This window comes from Streptomyces sp. NPDC001492, assembly GCF_053597275.1.
Genome location: NZ_JBSFHW010000005.1, coordinates 114,184 through 131,238, shown reverse-complemented (window position 1 = coordinate 131,238; position 17,055 = coordinate 114,184). Strand labels below are relative to the sequence as shown.

The 17,055-nt window shown below is 71.0% G+C and carries 11 protein-coding genes; 6 read left to right on the top strand and 5 right to left on the bottom strand.

The genetic code is table 11. The features are described from left to right. Positions 1-4: 4 nt before the first annotated feature. Both ACWC1K_RS08340 and ACWC1K_RS08335 read right to left on the bottom strand, forming a co-directional pair. The gene (locus ACWC1K_RS08340) at positions 5-4,300 is read right to left on the bottom strand and encodes an aminotransferase class I/II-fold pyridoxal phosphate-dependent enzyme (protein ID WP_450829495.1); all 4,296 of its coding nucleotides are present in this window, start codon (positions 4,298-4,300) and stop codon (positions 5-7) included. A 367-nt stretch (positions 4,301-4,667) separates the two neighbouring features. Continuing rightward, positions 4,668-5,879 (bottom strand): MFS transporter, encoded by a 1,212-nt coding sequence (locus tag ACWC1K_RS08335; RefSeq protein WP_450829493.1) that lies wholly within the window; start codon positions 5,877-5,879, stop codon positions 4,668-4,670. A gap of 59 nt (positions 5,880-5,938) precedes the next feature. Here ACWC1K_RS08335 and ACWC1K_RS08330 point away from each other — a divergent pair, with 59 nt between their 5' ends. From ACWC1K_RS08330 to ACWC1K_RS08320, 3 genes are read left to right on the top strand one after another with little or no spacing between them, the layout of a single operon-like run. Then, entirely contained in the window at positions 5,939-6,313 is a 375-nt protein-coding gene (locus tag ACWC1K_RS08330; RefSeq protein ID WP_450829491.1) for a MerR family transcriptional regulator, read from the top strand. A 40-nt stretch (positions 6,314-6,353) separates the two neighbouring features. Continuing rightward, the gene (locus ACWC1K_RS08325; protein ID WP_450829489.1) at positions 6,354-7,130 is read left to right on the top strand and encodes a GNAT family N-acetyltransferase; all 777 of its coding nucleotides are present in this window, start codon (positions 6,354-6,356) and stop codon (positions 7,128-7,130) included. A gap of 57 nt (positions 7,131-7,187) precedes the next feature. After that, positions 7,188-8,108: an NAD-dependent epimerase/dehydratase family protein gene (locus ACWC1K_RS08320; protein WP_450829487.1), complete on the top strand. Its 921-nt coding sequence runs from the start codon at positions 7,188-7,190 to the stop codon at positions 8,106-8,108. 366 nt (positions 8,109-8,474) lie between these two features. Here the strand turns inward: ACWC1K_RS08320 and ACWC1K_RS08315 are convergent, their stop codons facing one another. Further along, entirely contained in the window at positions 8,475-8,738 is a 264-nt protein-coding gene (locus tag ACWC1K_RS08315) for a GlsB/YeaQ/YmgE family stress response membrane protein (protein ID WP_450829485.1), read from the bottom strand. Between the two features lie 279 nt (positions 8,739-9,017). On the opposite strand from ACWC1K_RS08315, the gene ACWC1K_RS08310 reads away from it, so the two are divergent. Continuing rightward, a complete protein-coding gene (locus tag ACWC1K_RS08310) occupies positions 9,018-10,463 on the top strand; it encodes a hydrolase (protein WP_450829484.1) in 1,446 nt (481 codons plus the stop codon). 39 nt (positions 10,464-10,502) lie between these two features. On the opposite strand, the gene ACWC1K_RS08305 is transcribed toward ACWC1K_RS08310, so the two are convergent. Together ACWC1K_RS08305 and ACWC1K_RS08300 are read right to left on the bottom strand one after the other, a co-directional pair. Then, positions 10,503-13,205, bottom strand: a complete 2,703-nt coding sequence (locus ACWC1K_RS08305) for a glycosyl hydrolase 2 galactose-binding domain-containing protein (RefSeq protein ID WP_450829483.1) — start codon at positions 13,203-13,205, stop codon at positions 10,503-10,505. A 105-nt stretch (positions 13,206-13,310) separates the two neighbouring features. Continuing rightward, positions 13,311-14,495 (bottom strand): ROK family transcriptional regulator, encoded by a 1,185-nt coding sequence (locus ACWC1K_RS08300; RefSeq protein ID WP_450829481.1) that lies wholly within the window; start codon positions 14,493-14,495, stop codon positions 13,311-13,313. 153 nt (positions 14,496-14,648) lie between these two features. Here ACWC1K_RS08300 and ACWC1K_RS08295 point away from each other — a divergent pair, with 153 nt between their 5' ends. After that, positions 14,649-16,106, top strand: coding sequence for an APC family permease (locus ACWC1K_RS08295; RefSeq protein ID WP_450829480.1), 1,458 nt, complete (start codon positions 14,649-14,651; stop codon positions 16,104-16,106). Between the two features lie 165 nt (positions 16,107-16,271). Continuing rightward, a complete protein-coding gene (locus ACWC1K_RS08290) occupies positions 16,272-17,042 on the top strand; it encodes an ArsR/SmtB family transcription factor (RefSeq protein WP_351476736.1) in 771 nt (256 codons plus the stop codon). Positions 17,043-17,055: the final 13 nt, after the last annotated feature.

Here is a 17,055-nt window from a genome sequence, read left to right as displayed (position 1 = left end):
CGTCTCAGGCCTTCGCCCTCAGGGGGAACCGCGCGGCCAGCCGGGTCAGGGTGCCGTTGAGTCGCTCGATGTCCTCGTCCGAGTTCAGTGCCGTGATCTGGATCCTGAAGCCCACCCGGTCCCGCGGGACCAGCGGATAGGCGGCCAGCGTCACATAGATGCCCTCCTCCCACAGGAACGCCCCGACCGCGTCGAGGTCGTCCGCGTTGGCCAGTGGGATCTCGATGATCGGCAGGCGGTCCTTGTTCAGCGTCCTGACGTCCAGTCCGTCGAGGTGATCCAGCACCCGGGTGGTCCTGCGGTACAGCTCGGCGCGCAGGACGTCCCCGCGGCGGTCGTTGACGTCCAGCCCGGCCAGCGCCGTGGCCAGGGAGGCCGTCGGGGAGGGACCCGAGTACAGATAGGGCCCCGCGGCCGTCTTCAGCCGGTTCTTCAACTCGGTGGGCAGGGCGAGGAAGGCGAGCAGCGACGAGTACGCCTTGGAGAAGCCGGCGGCCAGGACGATCCCGTCGTAGGACTCGCCGGTGTGCCGCACCAACCCGTTGCCGCGCGAGCCGTAGGGGCACAGCTCCTGCGGGCCGCGCTCCCCGAGCACCCCGAAGCCGTGCGCGTCGTCCACGTAGAGCATCGCACCCCTGGCGCGGCAGACCGCGGCCAGCGTGGGCAGATCGGGAACGTTGCCGGTCATGCTGTTGACGCCGTCCAGGCACACCAGCCGCGGCAGGCCCGCGGGCACCGAGTCCAGCAACGTCTCCAGTTCCTCGGGGCGTTCGGCGTGGAAGCGGTGCAGGGTGGCGCCCTGACCGCGGGCCGCCACACAGCCGTCGTACACCGTCCTGTGCGCCGTCGCCTCCACGAACACGTGGCCGCCCTCGGCCAGCACCGGGATGGCCGAGGCGTGGATCAGGGTCAGCGTGGGCAGCAGCAGCGTGTCCGGGGCGCCCAGCAGGTCCGCAAGCCGTGCCTCGATCTCCGGGTACAGGCGCGGGCTGCCCAGCAGCCGCGACCAGCTGGGGTGGGTGCCCCAGCGTCGCAGGGAGGGCTCCACGGACTTGATGATCTCCGGGTCCCAGTCGAAGCCGAGGTAGTTGCAGGACGCGAAGTCGACCAGCCAGTGGCCACGGCTGCGGATGTGCCGGCCCCGTACCTCGTCCAGCACCGCGTCGCTCATCGGGCTGGTCCGCCGCAGGTGCTCGAGGTCCGCCCACAGTGCCGCCCGCCGTCCCCGGGACGCGGGCCGTGCGGCAGGTACGGCGACCGTCTTGGTGGCGCCGTTGCCGGGCGCGTAGCAGCGTCCCTCGCTCTCCCGCAGCACGCGTTCGCTCTGCTGCACCGTCATCGGCTTGGCGAACAGATAGCCCTGCCCGAAACGGCAGCCCATGCCGGCCAGCAGGTCGCGCTGCGCCGCGTCCTCGATCCCCTCGGCGATCACCTGTAGACCCAGGGTGTCGGCGAGCCGCACGATGCCCTCGACGAGCGCGACCTGCTGCGCGTCGCGCGTGATGTCGTCGATGAACGTCTTGTCGATCTTCAGCGCGTCGATGGGGAAGTCCCGCAGATAGCGCAGCGAGGAGAAGCCTGTCCCGAAGTCGTCGACCGCGATGTGCACGCCCAGTTCCTTCAGGGAGCGCAGCACGGACTGGATCTGGGTGTCGCGGCGCAGCAGCACCGTCTCGGTGAGTTCCAGTTGCAGCGAACCGGGGGCCAGGCCCGGCGTGCGCAGCGCCTGGTCGACCTGGTCCAGGAAGCCCCCGTCGCGGAACTGGCGGGCGGACACGTTCACGCTGACGTACGGCGGGCTGACCGGGCCGGGCAGTTGCTGCAGTCCCACGATGTCGCTGACCGCGTTCTCCAGGACCCATGCCCCCAGCATCGCAATGTGGCCGGTCTCCTCGGCCAGCGAGATGAACTGCTCGGTTGTGACGGGCCGGTGCGGTGCCTTCGGCCAGCGCACCAGTGCCTCGAAGCCGACGACCTCGCCCGCGGAGATGTCCACGACCGGCTGGTAGCGCAGGGCGAACTCGCGGCCGGCGACCGCCTGGGCGAGCCGGCTCTGCAGGTCGTGCCGCTCGACCATGCGGGTGTGCAGCAGCGGCTGGAAGCGCCGCCACTGCCGCTTGCCCGCCGACTTCGCCGCATACAGTGCCAGGTCGGCGTGGCTGAGCAGCTCCTCCGCGTCCGTGCTGTCGCGGGCCGTGGCCACCCCCACACTGGCGGACACCGTCACCGACTCGTCCGCGAGGACGAACGGCCTGGTCAGCGTCTGGATCACCTGCGCCGCCAGCAGCTCCGCGTCCAGCGGTTCACGGGCGTCCTCCATCAGGACGGCGAACTCGTCGCCGCCCAGCCGGGCCGCGGTGTCGGTGCGCCGCAGCGTCTTGGAGAGGCGGTCGCCGACGGCGATCAGCAGGTGGTCGCCCGCCGAGTGCCCGAGCGTGTCGTTGACCTGCTTGAAGTCGTCCAGGTCGATGAAGAGCAGACAGGTCATGGACGACTCGCGGCGGCCGCGCAGCAGGGCCCGTTCGATCCGTTCGAGCAGCAGGGTGCGGTTGGGCAGGCCGGTCAGCGAGTCGTGGAAGGCCCGCTGGGTCAGCTCGTGGGCCAGCCGCCGCTGCTCGGTCACATCGCGCAGGGTGACGACGAGCCCGGCCACGGTCCGCTCGTCCCGGAAGTCGCTGCACCGCACCTCCACCTCGACGCGGCCCGCCCGGTGGCGCACCCACCAGTGGTCGTGGGTGGCCCGCGGCCCGGTGTCCCGCACGGCCGTCAGCTCCCGCGCCGCCCGGTGCCGGTCCCGCGGGTCGACCAGGTCGGGCAGCGATGCGCCGACCACGTCGTTGGTGCCGAAGACGGTGGCCGCCGACGGGCTGGCGTACCGGATGGTGTTGTCGTCCTCGAGGATGAGGATGACGTCCGAGGTGTTGCGCACCAGCGTGCGGAAGTATGCCTCGCTCTCCCTGCGGATGATCTCCTGGCGCAGGGCGATGCGCTCCATGGCCAGCCCCGCGTGCGAGGCCAGGATCTCCATCGAGCCCCGTGTCTCGGCGAGCGTCTCGGCCGGCCCCGCGACCAGCAGGACGCCCGGGACGTCTCCGTACGGGCGGTCGGGCGGGATCATGAGGCAGACCAGGACGGTTGCTGCCTCGTCCAGTTCGGCGCCGGTGTCCGTACCCAGGTCGCGGGCGTGCACGATCTGCACGTGGTACGGGGCCAGATCCGGCGCGCGTTCGGCGGGCAGCAGCAGGGTCCGGTGGCCGACCATGGTGCCCAGGAGCCGGTCGACGGCTGCCTCGCAGGACCGCGCGACCTCCTGCTGCCGGACCGCCGAGACCAGCGAGGCGGCTGCCCTGCGCAGCGCCAGTTCCCGTGTCACCGCCTTGCGGTGGGCCACCACCATCCCCGCCAGCCGCAGGATCACCAACAGGATCAGCACACCGGAGAACGCGGCGATCACCGCCGCGTCGTGCGCCGAGCGGGTCAGCCCCTCGTACAGCAGGATTCCCGGCGCGATGAGCGTGACCAGGGCCAGCATCACCAGCCGCCGCTGCGGCGGCAGCAGGGAGCCCTGCTGCGGCAGGGCCGCGGTCAGCTGCACCATGTCCGGGTGCAGTGCGGCCTGGCCCCAGGCGGTGTAGAAGACGATCCAGCCCGAGTCCAGCACCGTGCCCGCCTGCCAGGTCTCGTTGAGCTGCAGCATCCCGTAGGCGATGTCGAAGCCGAGCAGCGTCACCGTCCCGACGACCAGGTACTGCACCGACCGGTTGTGCCGGTCGACCGGATTCGGCGTCAGCAGCCGTGCCAGCAGGGCCAGGACCAGGACGTCGCCGAGAGGGTAGGCGATGCTGATGGCCCGCTGCTGCCAGGTCAGCCCCTGCACCATGGTCAGTGGCTGCACCAGGTACACCCATACGGGCAGCGCCAGACCCGCGGTGATGATCAGCGCGTCGAGCAGACTCGGCAGGTCGTGGCCCGCCCAGCGGTATCGGACCAGGCCGGACAGCCCGATGGCGAAGAGCGGGTACGTCGTGAGGTAGGAGGCGTCCGCGGGGGAGGGGAACGGGTTGGAGGCGTGGAAGTACTCCTCCACGACGTTGTAGTAGGTGTCACCCGCGATGAAAGTGAACAGTGCGGCGGCGAGCACCCACCAGGGCCAGCGGTGCGCGGGCCGGTTGACCTGGCTGCCGACGACCACGGCGGCGGTGCCGGAGAGGCCGATGACGGCCCACACGGGGGCGCGCGCGGCGGGCACTGTCAGGTAGACGGCCGTGGCGGCGGCCACCAGGGTTATATGTGCGGCCATCAGCCGCTTTGCCGGCAGCAAGGGCAAGCGCCTCCCCCCGTTGGAGGAGACCGGGCCGTCCACCTGGTCTGGTCGTCCTGGCTTCCTAGATCGTAGGCACTGCGGCCGGACGAGTGCATCTCGGGAGGAACGGGCCGCCGCCGGGCGCTTCGGCGTGCCGGCGGCCGAGCGCCCGCACCTCGCCCGCAGGGCCGGACACGGGCCGTCCGGCATCACGTCCGGCGCGACCCGGTGGAACGCCGAGGGTGAGTGCCGGCGGCGCGGGCCCTCAACTCAGGCGGCCCGCAGTGCAGTTGGCGCGAGGACGCCACGGACACGATCCGCCCCCGGGGCGTGCACCTTGCCGCAAGCCCCGGCTCCGTGATCGTCACGGAGCAGCCGGTGGGCGGCCCCGGTCGGCCGGGAAGGCGTGCCGGCGGGCGAGGACCACGGTGGTGAGGGCCGCCGTGATCAGGGGCAGCGCGGTCCAGGGCAGTGCCCCCGGGCCCAGCTTCTCCAGGGCCACACCGCCGGTCAGCGAACCGGCGGCGATACCCGCGTTGTACACGGTGGTCTGCAAGGAGGTGGCCACGTCCGCGTGGGCAGGACCCGAGGCGTCGACCAGCGCGGTCTGGATCAGGGTCGGCGCACCGCCGAACGCCACGCCCCACAGGGCGACCGAGGCGAGCAGCACGGCGGGTGTGCGGGCGTACAGGGCGAGGGCGGGCATGGCGGCCGCGCACAGCGCGAGTGCGCCGAGCAGCGTGGCCCGCAGATGCCGGTCGACGACCGCCCCGGTGATCCAGATCCCGGCCGGTGTGGCCGCCCCGAACACCAGCAGCACCACATCCGTACCGCCGAAACCGGCGTGCGCCGCGAACGGGGCGACGTATGTGTACATCACCTGATGCCCGAGGAGCAGCAACAGCGTGACGGACAGGACGGCGGGCAGACCCGGCAGCAGTGCCACCCGGGCGAGCGGCAGGCGCGCGTGCGGCGCCTCGCCCGGAAACCCGGGCACCCGCCACCGCACCCAGCCCACCAGCAGCACCGCCAGCCCGGCCAGTACCCCGAAGGCCGTCCGCCAGCCCAGCGTCTCCGCCAGCGCGGTCCCCGCCGGCACTCCCAGCGCCAGGGCCAGCGTGATCCCGGCCAGCACGATCGCGATCGCCCGTCCCCGCCGCTCGGCCGGCACCATCCGCGCCGCATACCCGACGAGCATCGCCCACAGCAGTCCGCCCATGCCTCCGGCGAACACCCGTGCGGCAAAGGTGAGGGTGTAGGACGACGACAGCGCGACCACCGCGTTGCTCAGCGCGAACCCCAGCAGCGCGCCGAGCAGCACCGGTCGCCGGGGCAGCCCCCGCAGCAGCGCGGTGAGCGGGATCGCCGCCGTGAAGGAGGCGACGGCGTACCCGGTCACGAGGAACCCGACGCGCGCCTCGGAGACACCCAGCGCCGGTGCCATCCGGGGCAGCAGACCGGCCGGGAGCAGTTCGGTCAGGACGGCGGTGAAGGCGGCCGTGGACAGGGCGAGCAGCCCCGGCCACGGCAGCGGAACAGACATGGCGGTGCCCTTGGCCATGGATGTGGTGGACATGCGACCATGCTCGGACCTTCACATCAGTGTGAAGGCAAGGGCGATCCCCGGAGGCGGCCATGAAGATCGGCGAACTCTCCCGCCGCACCGGTGTTCCCACCAGGCTGCTGCGCTACTACGAGGAGCAGCGCCTCCTTAGCCCCGACCGCACCGAGAACGGCTACCGCGACTACGGCGAGCCCTCGGTCCAGGACGTCCAGCAGATCCGCGGGCTGCTGGATTCCGGCCTGACCACGGAGATGATCCGGGCGATCCTGCCTTACCTGTCCGGTCCGGACGAGATCCTGCTGCCCGCCGAGTGCCTGACCCCCGAGACCGCCGCACTGCTCCAGGCCCACCTCGACCGCATCCAGGCGCGCATCGACTGCCTGGCCCGCAACCGGGACCGGCTGAGCGCGTACCTGGCGGCGGTACGGCCGCAGGGCAGCCCGTAAACCTGTTGCTGCGGCCGCCCCCGGATGCTGGAGTGAGCCCATGGATCATGCCGGGGTGCTCGCCCTCTTCGACCGTGACATGCGCCAAGGCGCCCAGCCCGACGGCCCCGACGCGCGGGTCGAGAGGGTCGGCAGCGTGGTCCGCTACGTCTCCTCGGCCCACGGCTGGAACGGCGTCGTCTGGTCCGGCCTGGACGAGACGGACGCCGACGCGGCGATCGCCGAGCAGATCGCGTACTTCTCCGTGCTTGGCCACGAGTTCGAGTGGAAGCTGTACGGGCACGACCGGCCGGTGGATCTGGGACAGCGGCTCAGGGCCGCCGGATTCGAGCCCGAACCCGAGGAGACGCTGATGATCGCCGAGGTGGCGGGCCTGGACCTCGACGCCGGGCCGCCCGAAGGCATCCGTCTGCTGCCGGTCACCGACGCGGCGGGCGTCGACATGGTGGCGGACGTCCACGAGAAGGCCTTCGGCACCGACGGCTCCCGCCTGCGCCACCAGTTGCTGGCCCGGCTCACCGAGGAGCCGGACACGGTCATCGCCACCGTCGCCCTCGCCGGCGACGAGCCGGTGAGTGCGGCGCGGATGGAGTTCGTGCCCGGTACCCGGTTCGCCGGCCTGTGGGGCGGCGGCACCGTCGAGGCCTGGCGCGGCCGCGGCGTCTACCGTGCCCTGGTCGCCCACCGGGCCCGCGCCGCCGCGCAGCGCGGCTACCGCTACCTCCAGGTGGACGCCTCCAGCCAGAGCCGGCCCATCCTCGAACGCCTGGGCTTCGAGCCCCTGACCACGACGACGCCCTATACCTACGTGCCGTAGCCGGGGCCGCATCCACCGCGATGTCACATCCGCGGCCGCCCGATCCGTCGCACGGTCATGACGACGAACCAGAAGAACCAGAGCATCCTCCTCGCCGGCGCCAGCGGCGTCCTCGGCGGTCACATCACCCGCGCCCTGACCGAGGCCGGCCACAAGGTCACCGGCCTCGGCCGGGGACCGGAGAACGGCGTCCGGGCCGACCTCATGGATCGCGACGCGCTGCTGCGCGCCGTCGACGGACAGCACTTCGACACCGTCATCCACGCCGCGACCGCCCTGCGCAAGGCGCCCATGCGCCACCGCGACATGCATGCCACCGACGCGCTGCGCATCGCCGGCACCGCCCACCTCGTGGAGGCCGCGCAGGCCACCGGTGCCTCCCGCTTCGTGAGCGAGTCGATGGTCTTCGGCTACGGCTACGGGGACTTCGGCGAGCACGTGATCACCGAGGACGACCCCTTCGGCCCGCGCGGGACCACGCCGGAACTGGAACGGCACGTCGAGGGCATGCGCATCAAGGAGCAACTCACCTTCGAGGCCGCCGGACTGGCGGGCATCTCGCTGCGCTTCGGCCTGTTCTACGGCCCCGGCGGCACCGACGCCATCCTGCCCATGCTGCGCAAGCGGCAGTTGCCCGCCCCCGCCGACCACGGCCGGGTCCTGCCGTGGATCGAACTCACCGACGCGGCACGCGCGGTGGCCGCCGCCGTCGAACACGGCCGCCCCGGCCAGGCCTACAACATCACGGACCGCACCCCGCTCGGGTTCCGGGCCCATGTCCTGTGCGTGGCGGAGCAGTTCGGCCTGCCCAGGCCGATGACGGTGCCGCTGTGGTTCACCAAGCCGATGTCGTACGCCCACACGATGTTCCTGACCAGCATGCGCGTGTCCTCGGCGAAGGCGGAGCAGGAACTGGGCTGGACGCCCCGCTACCCGTCCAGCCGCGAAGGGCTTGCCGCGCTGGCGGCCCGACGGTGATCGCAACGGGGGCCGTTCGGCCCCTTGTCCAGGGCCGAACGGCCCCGCCTCACGGGCAACTGCGGCTGGAAGCCTCTGGAGAGGAAACAGCCGCCCCGGGGGACAGCCTCCCGATGTGCCCGACTCTCCCGCTCAGGGTGCACGGTCGAGGCGGCAGGCCCGCCGATCGCCGAGGGGAGCCGCATCGGCGGGCCTGACCCCGGGCCCTTGCGCCTCCCGTGACGCTGCTTGGCCCGGGGAGAATGCGGAACGCGCGATCCGGCTGCTCCCCGCCGGCCGCCGAGCAGCACGGCCCGCACCCGGGCGAGGCGCGCGAAGCCCCCCGCCCGGGCTCGAAACGGCCGGTGTGTCACCGCGGGTGTCGGGTCAGCGGCGCGCCCTCGAACGGTCCAGGGCGGCGACGCCGAGCGCGGCGAGGCCGATCTGGATGAGCCACTCGATCCAGTCGATGCCGTTGGTGTCGGCCACGTCGAAGGCATGGGCGATCGCCGATCCGATCAGCGCGGCCACGATGCCCACGAGGATCGTCAGCAATATGCCGATGTGCTGCCGCCCCGGGACGACCAGCCGGCCGAGCACACCGATGACGATGCCGATCACGATGGCACTGATGATGCCTGAGATCTCCATCTCCGCCCCTCTTTGTCAAGGCCCCCGCACTATCCGGATGCCCCCTGTCGCGAGGGACAGTCCGTTCCGCTTCAACCACGGGTCAACGCCGGGTCAATCTCCGTCCGCCGGCCCCGGTGACGCCTGTTCAGCTCCATTCCTGCCATGTACGGTTCAAGCGATTGGCCGCACGTCAGACGTGCGGCCGATGTCTACGCGCGCAGATGCCCTGTGTCTACGCGCGTAGGTCCGGCCCCGCACCGCCCGCTCCTTCCCCAACCCCACACGGAGGTACGCCGGATGCTCGCACTCACCAGATCGCGCCGAAGACTCACCACTGCCCTGGCCGCGCTCGGCCTGCTCACCGCCGCCGCGGCCGCCCAGGCCACCGTCGTCGCCACGCCCGCCCACGCGGCCACCACGCACCGCGTCCTGTTCGACGACGGGCACGCCGAGGAGGCCGGCAACGCCGACTGGATCATCTCCACCAGCAAGCCCGACCCACTGGGTGAGGACTCCTCCCCGTCCTCGGAGACCGACTGGACGGGCGCACTGTCCTCGTGGGGCGTGGCCCTGCAGAAGACCGGCAGCTACAGCCTCAAGACCGCCACCAGTGCCCTCACCTACGGCGGCTCGTCCGCCACCGACCTGTCGAACTTCGACACCCTCGTCCTGCCGGAGCCCAACACCCTCTTCACCACCGCCGAGAAGACGGCGATCATGACCTTCGTCAAGAACGGCGGCGGACTGTTCATGATCTCCGACCACACCGGGGCGGACCGCAACAACGACGGTGAGGACGCGGTCGAGATCCTCAACGACCTGATGACCAACAACAGCGTCGACTCGACCGACCCGTTCGGCTTCTCCATCGACTCGCTGAGCATCAGCTCCGACCACCCGGCCGCCATCAGCGACAGCAGCGACCCCGTGCTGCACGGCTCCTTCGGCACCGTCACCAAGAGCCTCATCGCCAGCGGCACCACCGCCACCCTCAAGCCCTCGGACAACTCCTCCGTCAAGGGCCTGCTGTACCGCACCGGCTATTCAGGCAACACCGGCGCCTTCTTCCTCACCAGCACCTTCGGCAGCGGGCGGGTCGCCTTCTGGGGCGACAGCTCGCCGATCGACGACGGCACCGGCCAGTCGGGCAACACCCTCTACGACGGCTGGAACGACTCCAGCGCCACCAATGCCGCCCTCGCCCTCAACGCCACCGCCTGGCTCGCCGGGGCCGGCAGCAGCGGGGGCGGCGGCGGTGGCTCCGGCACCTGCACCGCCGCCCAGCTGCTCGGCAACAACGGCTTCGAGTCGGGCAACAGCACCTGGAGCGCCTCCAGCGGCGTCATCACCAACTCCAGCAGCGAGCCGGCCCGTACGGGCTCGTACTACGCCTGGCTGGACGGCTACGGCACCGCCACGACCGACACGCTCTCCCAGTCGGTGACCATCCCGGCCGGCTGCACCACCGCCGCGCTCAGTTTCTCTCTGCACGTCGACACGGCGGAGACCAGCACCAGCACGGCGTACGACACGCTCAAGGTCCAGGTACTCAACGGCTCGGGGACCGTGCTGGGAACCCTGGCGACGTATTCGAACCTGAACGCCGCCAGCGGCTACACCCAGCGCAGCTTCAGCCTGGCGAGCTACGCGGGCCAGACCGTCACCCTCAAGTTCACCGGCACCGAGGGCTCCACGCTGCAGACGTCCTTCGTCATCGACGACACGGCGCTCAACGTCAGCTGAAGCCCGTGGGGCCCGGCTTCCGCACCGGGCCCCGCACGGTCATGCGGCCGGGACCGTCCGCTCCGGCGTGTTCCATCCGGACACCCGCACCCGCGGCGCCGATCCGTGCAGATCCGCCGTGCGGTAGGTGGCGGTCAACGTGACCGTCTCGCCCGGCCACAGGCCCACCTCGTTGTCCGACCACTCGACGGGCAGCACTGGCTTTCCCTGCGCGTCGACGAGATGGACGTCGGTGAACAGGGCCGGCGTCTTTCCGTCGCCGGTGTTGCGCAGGGTCACGGTCGTCGTCGCGGTCGCGCCCGACGTATTCGTCGAAGCCGTCACCGCAACAGGCATCTGCGCCATGGCACTGAGACCCGTGAGATCGGCGTAGCTCGTCGTCGGCGTGTAGTACCAGTCGGTGTGGGCCCAGTCGAGGGTGTCCGGCCTGGAGGACAGCCAGTACACGTTCCGGCTGACCTCCTTGCCCGAGGAGTCGCTCAAGGTCAGACGCACCAGGTACGTGCTCGCCAACCCGGGCACGGACGCCGGCAGGGTGAGTGCGGTGCTGTGCGCGCCGTCCCCGCTCACCTTCACCCCGGTGACGGTCCTGTCGTACTTCCGCGTCCCGTCGGGGTCGAACAGCGTGGCCCGGACGGTGAGCCCCGAGGCGGCCGAGTGCCGGTTGTCGACGACCACCACCGAGCGGTCGTCGTAGGAGTACTGGACGTGCAGCGGCTCGTTCGCCTTCTTGGCGCCGAAGTAGGCGCCGCCCTGGTCGAGGTAACGGTCCATCAGCTGCCAGTGCAGCGAGGTCCAGCCGCTGTTGAACATCCAGTACACGACCCCGGTCGACGGTTTCGACGAGTCGGTGGCATTGCGTTCGTACGCCTCGAACTGGGCGCGGACGTTCTCGTACTGGGCGAGCTGCGCCTTGCGGACGTAGTCGGTCAGGCTCGTCGGGGCGCCGTAGCGGCCGGTGAGGGCGTCGTCGTAGAGCTTGAGGGTGCCGAAGGTCGACGACGGGGAGCGGTGGTACTGCTTGGCGTTCGGGTTCTTCCAGAGGGTGTCGAGTTCGGCCGGGGTCATCATGCGGCGCAGGGTGTCGAGGGTGGGGATGTCGGGGCCCGCGCTGGTCTCGGAGTTGAAGCCGGTGGCGCCGCCCTCGCGTTTGGCGTACCAGTAGTTGGGCGGGACCCAGTCATAGGGGCCCGTCATCTTCAGGCCCGAACTGCCCAGCTGCGGCGAGGACTTGTCGGAGGCGGCGGCGACCACCGGGACCGGCCAGTCGGCGGCCTTCAGGGCGTCGAGGTAGTTCTTCTCGATCGTCGCGTCCGGGGCGAAGTCGCTGCCGACGAGGAAGGAGATCACGCTCGGGTGGTCGCGCAGCCGGGCGGCCTCGGCGGCCATCGACGCCTTGGCGACCGGGTAGTCGGCGGCGGTCCACTTGTCGCCGGACTCGCTGCCGTTGACCTGGCCCTCCCACTTGTCGCAGCACTCCCAGCCGGGCAGCGTGAGGATGCCGTAGCGGTCGGCGAGGTCGAAGAACTCGTCCGGTTCCAGGTGGCCTTCGAGGCGGATGGTGTTCAGGCCGAGGTCGAGGGCGTACTTCAGCCGGTCCTCCACATACGTCCGGTCCCAGCGCAGGAACTCGTCCGGCGACCAGCCGCCGCCCTTGATCAGCAGACTGCGGCCGTTGATGCGGTACTGGCGGGCGCCGTCGGAGTTCAGCGGCGCCCGCACCTCGCGGATGCCGAAGGTCTGCTGCGCGGTGTCCGAGACGGTGCCGGAGACGGACGCGGTGAGCTTCAGGTCGTACAGGGGCTGTTCGCCCATGCCGGCCGGCCACCACACCTTCGGCGAGGTCAGGTGCAGGCCGGGGACGTCGGTCGGGGCGAAGCTGACGGTCCTCGTCTCGTGCGCGGCCAGCGTGAGGGTCTTCTCGAAGGCCGTGGTGCCGATGCTGCCGGAGACCGTGGTGGTCACCGGCGCGCCGGAGTCGTTGCGGGCCTGCGCCTTCACGGTCAGGTCGGCAGAGGCGAGCGAGGGCACGTCCAGCCTGGTGAGCACGTGCGCGTCGCGCAGGGCGATCGGGCCACCGCGGCGGACGAGGACATCGCGGACGATGCCCGTGTTCTCGTCGGGCGGTGGCTGGAGCCAGTCGATCCAGCCCATCGTCAGGTTCTTGTCCGGGTCGTTGGGCCGGATGCGGAGGGCGACGGTGTTCGTGCCGGAGCGGACGAGTGACGTGACGTCCAGTTCGTGGTGGGTGTAGGCGCCGGTGACGTCCTGCGCCGTGGCGACCTGGTGGCCGTTGACGTAGACGTCGGCCGCCGAGATCACTCCGCTGAGGTCGAGGGAGGTGCGCTCGGAGGTGTCGGCGACCGTGAAGTCCGAGCGGTACCACCAGGGGACCTGGAAGTCGGCCTTGGGGATCTTCTGCTGGTTGGCCGAGTAGAACGGGTCCGCGTACACGCCGTTCGCGAGGAGTGCTGCCAGGACGGTGGAGCGGGGGCCCGCCGGGTACCAGCCGGTGGCCGGGTAGCCGGGGGAGGAGATGTCGGCCGGCGGGTCGGAGACCTTGGCCGTCGACTGGATCGTGTAGCCCGTCAGCGCGGTCGCGCTGCCCGGCGCTGAGGAGACGCGGGTGACCCGGTCCGGCGGGGCGGTTTGTCGGGCGTGGGGTCCGGCCCAGGCGCTGGCCGTCAGGGAACCCAACAGACCGAGGACTACGGCGGCCGTGGCGAGACGGTGTCTGTTCACGGAGTGTCCAGCCCCTTCGTAAAGTTAGGAAACTTTACTAACTCGGGGTCACGCTAGGGGCGCCGAGCGGACCCTGTCAATGACCGTGGCCCGGGCCCGAGTGGGTCAGGACCCGGCCGACCGGCGCTCGAACACCACGTCCCGCGCCGTCCCGAGCGCCGTGGCCACCGCGCCCAGCAGCACCGCGTCCTCGCCGAGCCGGCTGGGCACGACCTTGGGCCGCAGCGGGGTGAGCGACCGCAGGTGCTCGCGCACCGGGTGCAGCAGCAGGTCCACGCTGTGACCCACCCCGCCGCCCAGGACCACGAGATCCGGGTCGAGCACGGCGGCGGCCGCCGCCACGGTGTGCGCGATCCGCTCGCCCTCCAGCTGGACCGCCTTGACCGCGGCGTCGTTTCCCTGCCGGGCCGCGTCGAACACCGCCTTCGCGGTGAGCTGTCCGCTCATGCCGAAGCGGCGTGCCGCCTCGACCACGGCCACCCCCGAGACCGCGTCCTCCAGCCGCTCCGGCTTCTGCTGCCCCGGCCAGGGCAGGAACCCGATCTCCCCGGCCAGCCCGTGCGCCCCCGTGAACAGCCGCCCCTCGCTGACCACGCCCATCCCGAGACCGGTGCCGATCAGGATGTACGCGAACAGCCGGCTGCCCGCGCCGACGCCGTAGGTGTACTCGCCGAGCGCCGCCAGATTGGCGTCGTTGTGCACCTCCAGCGGAAGGCCCAGTTCCTCGCGCATCCGGTCGAAGAGTCCGGCGCGCCCCCAGCCCGGCAGGTGCATCGCATAGCGAACCCGGCGCTGCCGCTCGTCGTACACGCCCGGCGTGCCCACCACCGCATGGACCACCTCCTGGGCGGCCACGCCCGAGCCGCCGACCACCTGACGGGCCGTCGCCACCACCAGGTCCGCCATCGCGCCCGAGCTGCGGGCCCGGTTGCGCACGTCGGAGCGCGCGACGACGGTGCCGTCCAGGTCGGCGACGGCGACCCGCAGCCAGCTGCGGCCGACGTCGATGCCGAGGGCGTAACCCGCCGCCGGGTCCGGCGCGTACAGGACGGCGGTGCGGCCGCGCTCCGGTGCGAGGGTGCCGACCTCGTGGACCAGCCCGGCCGTCTCCAGTGCGGCCAGCGCGCTGGAGACGGTTGGCTTGGACAGACCGGTCTCCCGGGCCAGTTGGGCGCGCGAGGCGGCGCCGCCGCTGCGCAGCCGGTCGAGCAGCAACCGCTCGTTGGTGCTGCGCAGCCGCCGGCGGTTCCAGGGCTGGTCCTGCTGGTCTACGGCGTCACTGGCGGGCATCGCACCATTCTCACGTATGCGCGCGGCCGTCCGATGGCCTCTTGACGCATCAAGTAAGGCTCCTTAACTTTATCGGCCAACGGCCTCGCCGGGCGAGCCAGGCCGGTCAGGGTCGTCCCATGCAGCCCAGCGCCCGGTGCTTCAGGAGTCCTCATGTCCGGTAGTCCGCCACCCGCCGGTGGTTTCGTCCGTCGTGTCGGCCTGTTCCAGGCCACCGCCATCAACATGAGCCAGATGTGCGGCATCGGTCCGTTCGTCACGATCCCGCTCATGGTCGCCGCGTTCGGCGGCCCGCAGGCCGTGATCGGCTTCATCGCCGGTGCGCTGCTCGCGCTCGCCGACGGACTGGTGTGGGCCGAGCTGGGCGCGGCGATGCCCGGCTCCGGCGGGAGCTACGTCTATCTCCGCCAGGCCTTCCAGTACCGCACGGGCCGGCTGATGCCGTTCCTGTTCGTCTGGACGGCGATGCTGTTCATCCCGCTGATCATGTCGACCGGCGTGGTGGGCTTCGTCCAGTACCTCGGGTATCTCGCCCCCCACCTGGGGCAGACCTCCGGCGATCTGATCGGCCTCGGCATCATCGCCCTGGTCGTGATCCTGCTGTGGCGGGGCATCGAGCACATCGCCCGGATCACCGCCGTGATGTGGGCCGTCATGATCGTCTCGGTGGTGCTGGTCATCCTGGCCGCGGCGACGGACTTCAGCGCGCATCTCGCCTTCACCTACCCGGCGCACGCCTTCGACCTGGGCAGCAACCACTTCTGGCTCGGCTTCGCCGGCGGTCTGACCATCGGCATCTACGACTACCTCGGCTACAACACCACGGCCTACATGGGCGCCGAGATCAAGGATCCCGGGCGCACCCTGCCGCGCTCGATCATCTTCTCCATCCTCGGCATCATGGCCATCTACCTGCTGCTGCAGATCGGCACGCTCGGCGTGATCGACTGGCACCGCATGACCAACCCGGACGACATCGCCTCCACCTCGGTGGCCTCGGCTGTCCTGGAGAAGACCTGGGGCAAGGGCGCGGCGGACACGGTCACCGTCCTCATTCTGATCACGGCGTTCGCCTCGGTCTTCACCGGGCTGCTGGGCGGCTCGCGGGTGCCGTACGACGCGGCCCGCGAGCGCGTCTTCTTCCGCCCCTACGCCAAGCTCCATCCCAGGCACCGCTTCCCGATGCTGGGCCTGGCGACCATGGGCGTGATCACGGCCGTGGGCTTCCTGATCGGCCGGCACACGGACCTGGCGACCCTGATCCAGCTGCTGACGACGGTGATGGTGATCGTCCAGGCGCTGGCCCAGATCGTCGCGCTGACGGTGCTGCGCAGGCGCCAGCCGGCCCTGCAGCGGCCGTACCGCATGTGGCTCTACCCGGTGCCGAGCATCGTCGCGTTCGCGGGCTGGTGCGTGATCTACGGGTACGCGGACAAGAACTCGCCGGGCCGCCATCCCATCGAGTGGTCGCTGGCCTGGCTGGCCCTGGGCTGCGTCGCGTATGTGCTCTGGGCGCGCTTCGAGAAGGTGTGGCCCTTCGGGCCGAAGGAGATCACGGAGGAGTACCTCGGGACCTCGGCGGTGGCGGACGCGGAGCCCGCGGGCGCGTAACGAAACCGCGGGCCGGTGGGGGTCGGTCGCGCGCTACCCCGCGCCCCTTGAGGGGCGCGGGGTAGCGCCGGAAGTTCCGTGGCGCGCTTCATAGGCTCCGTCGTCCTTGACATGCAGGTAATTGCCTGCATAACGTTGAGTGTGCGATCAGGTGAGGACTCCGGGATGGACAAGGTCTTCAAGGCGCTGGCCGACGAGACCCGCAGACGGCTGCTGGACCGGCTGCACGAGCAGAACGGTCAGACGCTCGGCGAACTGTGCGAGCGCATCGCGATGACCCGCCAGTCGGTGACCCAGCACCTGGGCGTCCTGGAGGACGCCAACCTGGTCGGCACGGTGCGGCGGGGGAGGGAGAAGCTGCACTACCTCAACCCGGTCCCGCTCCACGAGATCCAGGAGCGGTGGATCGACAAGTTCGAGCGCCCGCGCCTGAGCGCGCTGAGCGACGTCAAACGACGAGCCGAGGAAGCCACCATGACCGACAAGCCCAGTTACGTCTACGTCACCTACATCCGCAGCACACCCGAGAAGGTCTGGGAGGCGCTCACCGACGCGGACCTGACCGCCGCCTACTGGGGCCACCGCAACGAATCGGACTGGCGGCGGGGCTCCCGCTGGGAACACGTCCGCACGGACGGCTCCGGCATCGCCGACGCCGTCGGCACCGTCGTGGAGAGCGAACGCCCGACCCGCCTGGTCACCACCTGGGTCGACCCCCAGAACGAGGGGCAGGAGGACACGTACTCCCGGGTGACCTTCGAGATCACGCCGCACGAGGACATCGTCCGACTCACCGTCACTCACGAGGACCTCTGGGACGAGGGCGCGCTGTCCGACGTCTCCCGCGGCTGGCCGGCGGTGCTGTCGAACCTCAAGTCGCTGCTGGAGACCGGCAGTCCGCTGCCGCAGCAGCCGTGGTCCGTGCCCGGCCACTGAGCGGTGCGGGACG

Excerpts from the sequence above, each read along its gene's own strand:
- ACWC1K_RS08340 (WP_450829495.1), bottom strand. The coding sequence starts at position 4,300 with ATGGCCGCACATATAACCCTGGTGGCCGCCGCCACGGCCGTCTACCTG.
- ACWC1K_RS08335 (WP_450829493.1), bottom strand. The coding sequence starts at position 5,879 with ATGTCCACCACATCCATGGCCAAGGGCACCGCCATGTCTGTTCCGCTG.
- ACWC1K_RS08330 (WP_450829491.1), top strand. The coding sequence starts at position 5,939 with ATGAAGATCGGCGAACTCTCCCGCCGCACCGGTGTTCCCACCAGGCTG.
- ACWC1K_RS08325 (WP_450829489.1), top strand. The coding sequence starts at position 6,354 with ATGGATCATGCCGGGGTGCTCGCCCTCTTCGACCGTGACATGCGCCAA.
- ACWC1K_RS08320 (WP_450829487.1), top strand. The coding sequence starts at position 7,188 with ATGACGACGAACCAGAAGAACCAGAGCATCCTCCTCGCCGGCGCCAGC.
- ACWC1K_RS08315 (WP_450829485.1), bottom strand. The coding sequence starts at position 8,738 with ATGGAGATCTCAGGCATCATCAGTGCCATCGTGATCGGCATCGTCATC.
- ACWC1K_RS08310 (WP_450829484.1), top strand. The coding sequence starts at position 9,018 with ATGCTCGCACTCACCAGATCGCGCCGAAGACTCACCACTGCCCTGGCC.
- ACWC1K_RS08300 (WP_450829481.1), bottom strand. The coding sequence starts at position 14,495 with ATGCCCGCCAGTGACGCCGTAGACCAGCAGGACCAGCCCTGGAACCGC.
- ACWC1K_RS08295 (WP_450829480.1), top strand. The coding sequence starts at position 14,649 with ATGTCCGGTAGTCCGCCACCCGCCGGTGGTTTCGTCCGTCGTGTCGGC.
- ACWC1K_RS08290 (WP_351476736.1), top strand. The coding sequence starts at position 16,272 with ATGGACAAGGTCTTCAAGGCGCTGGCCGACGAGACCCGCAGACGGCTG.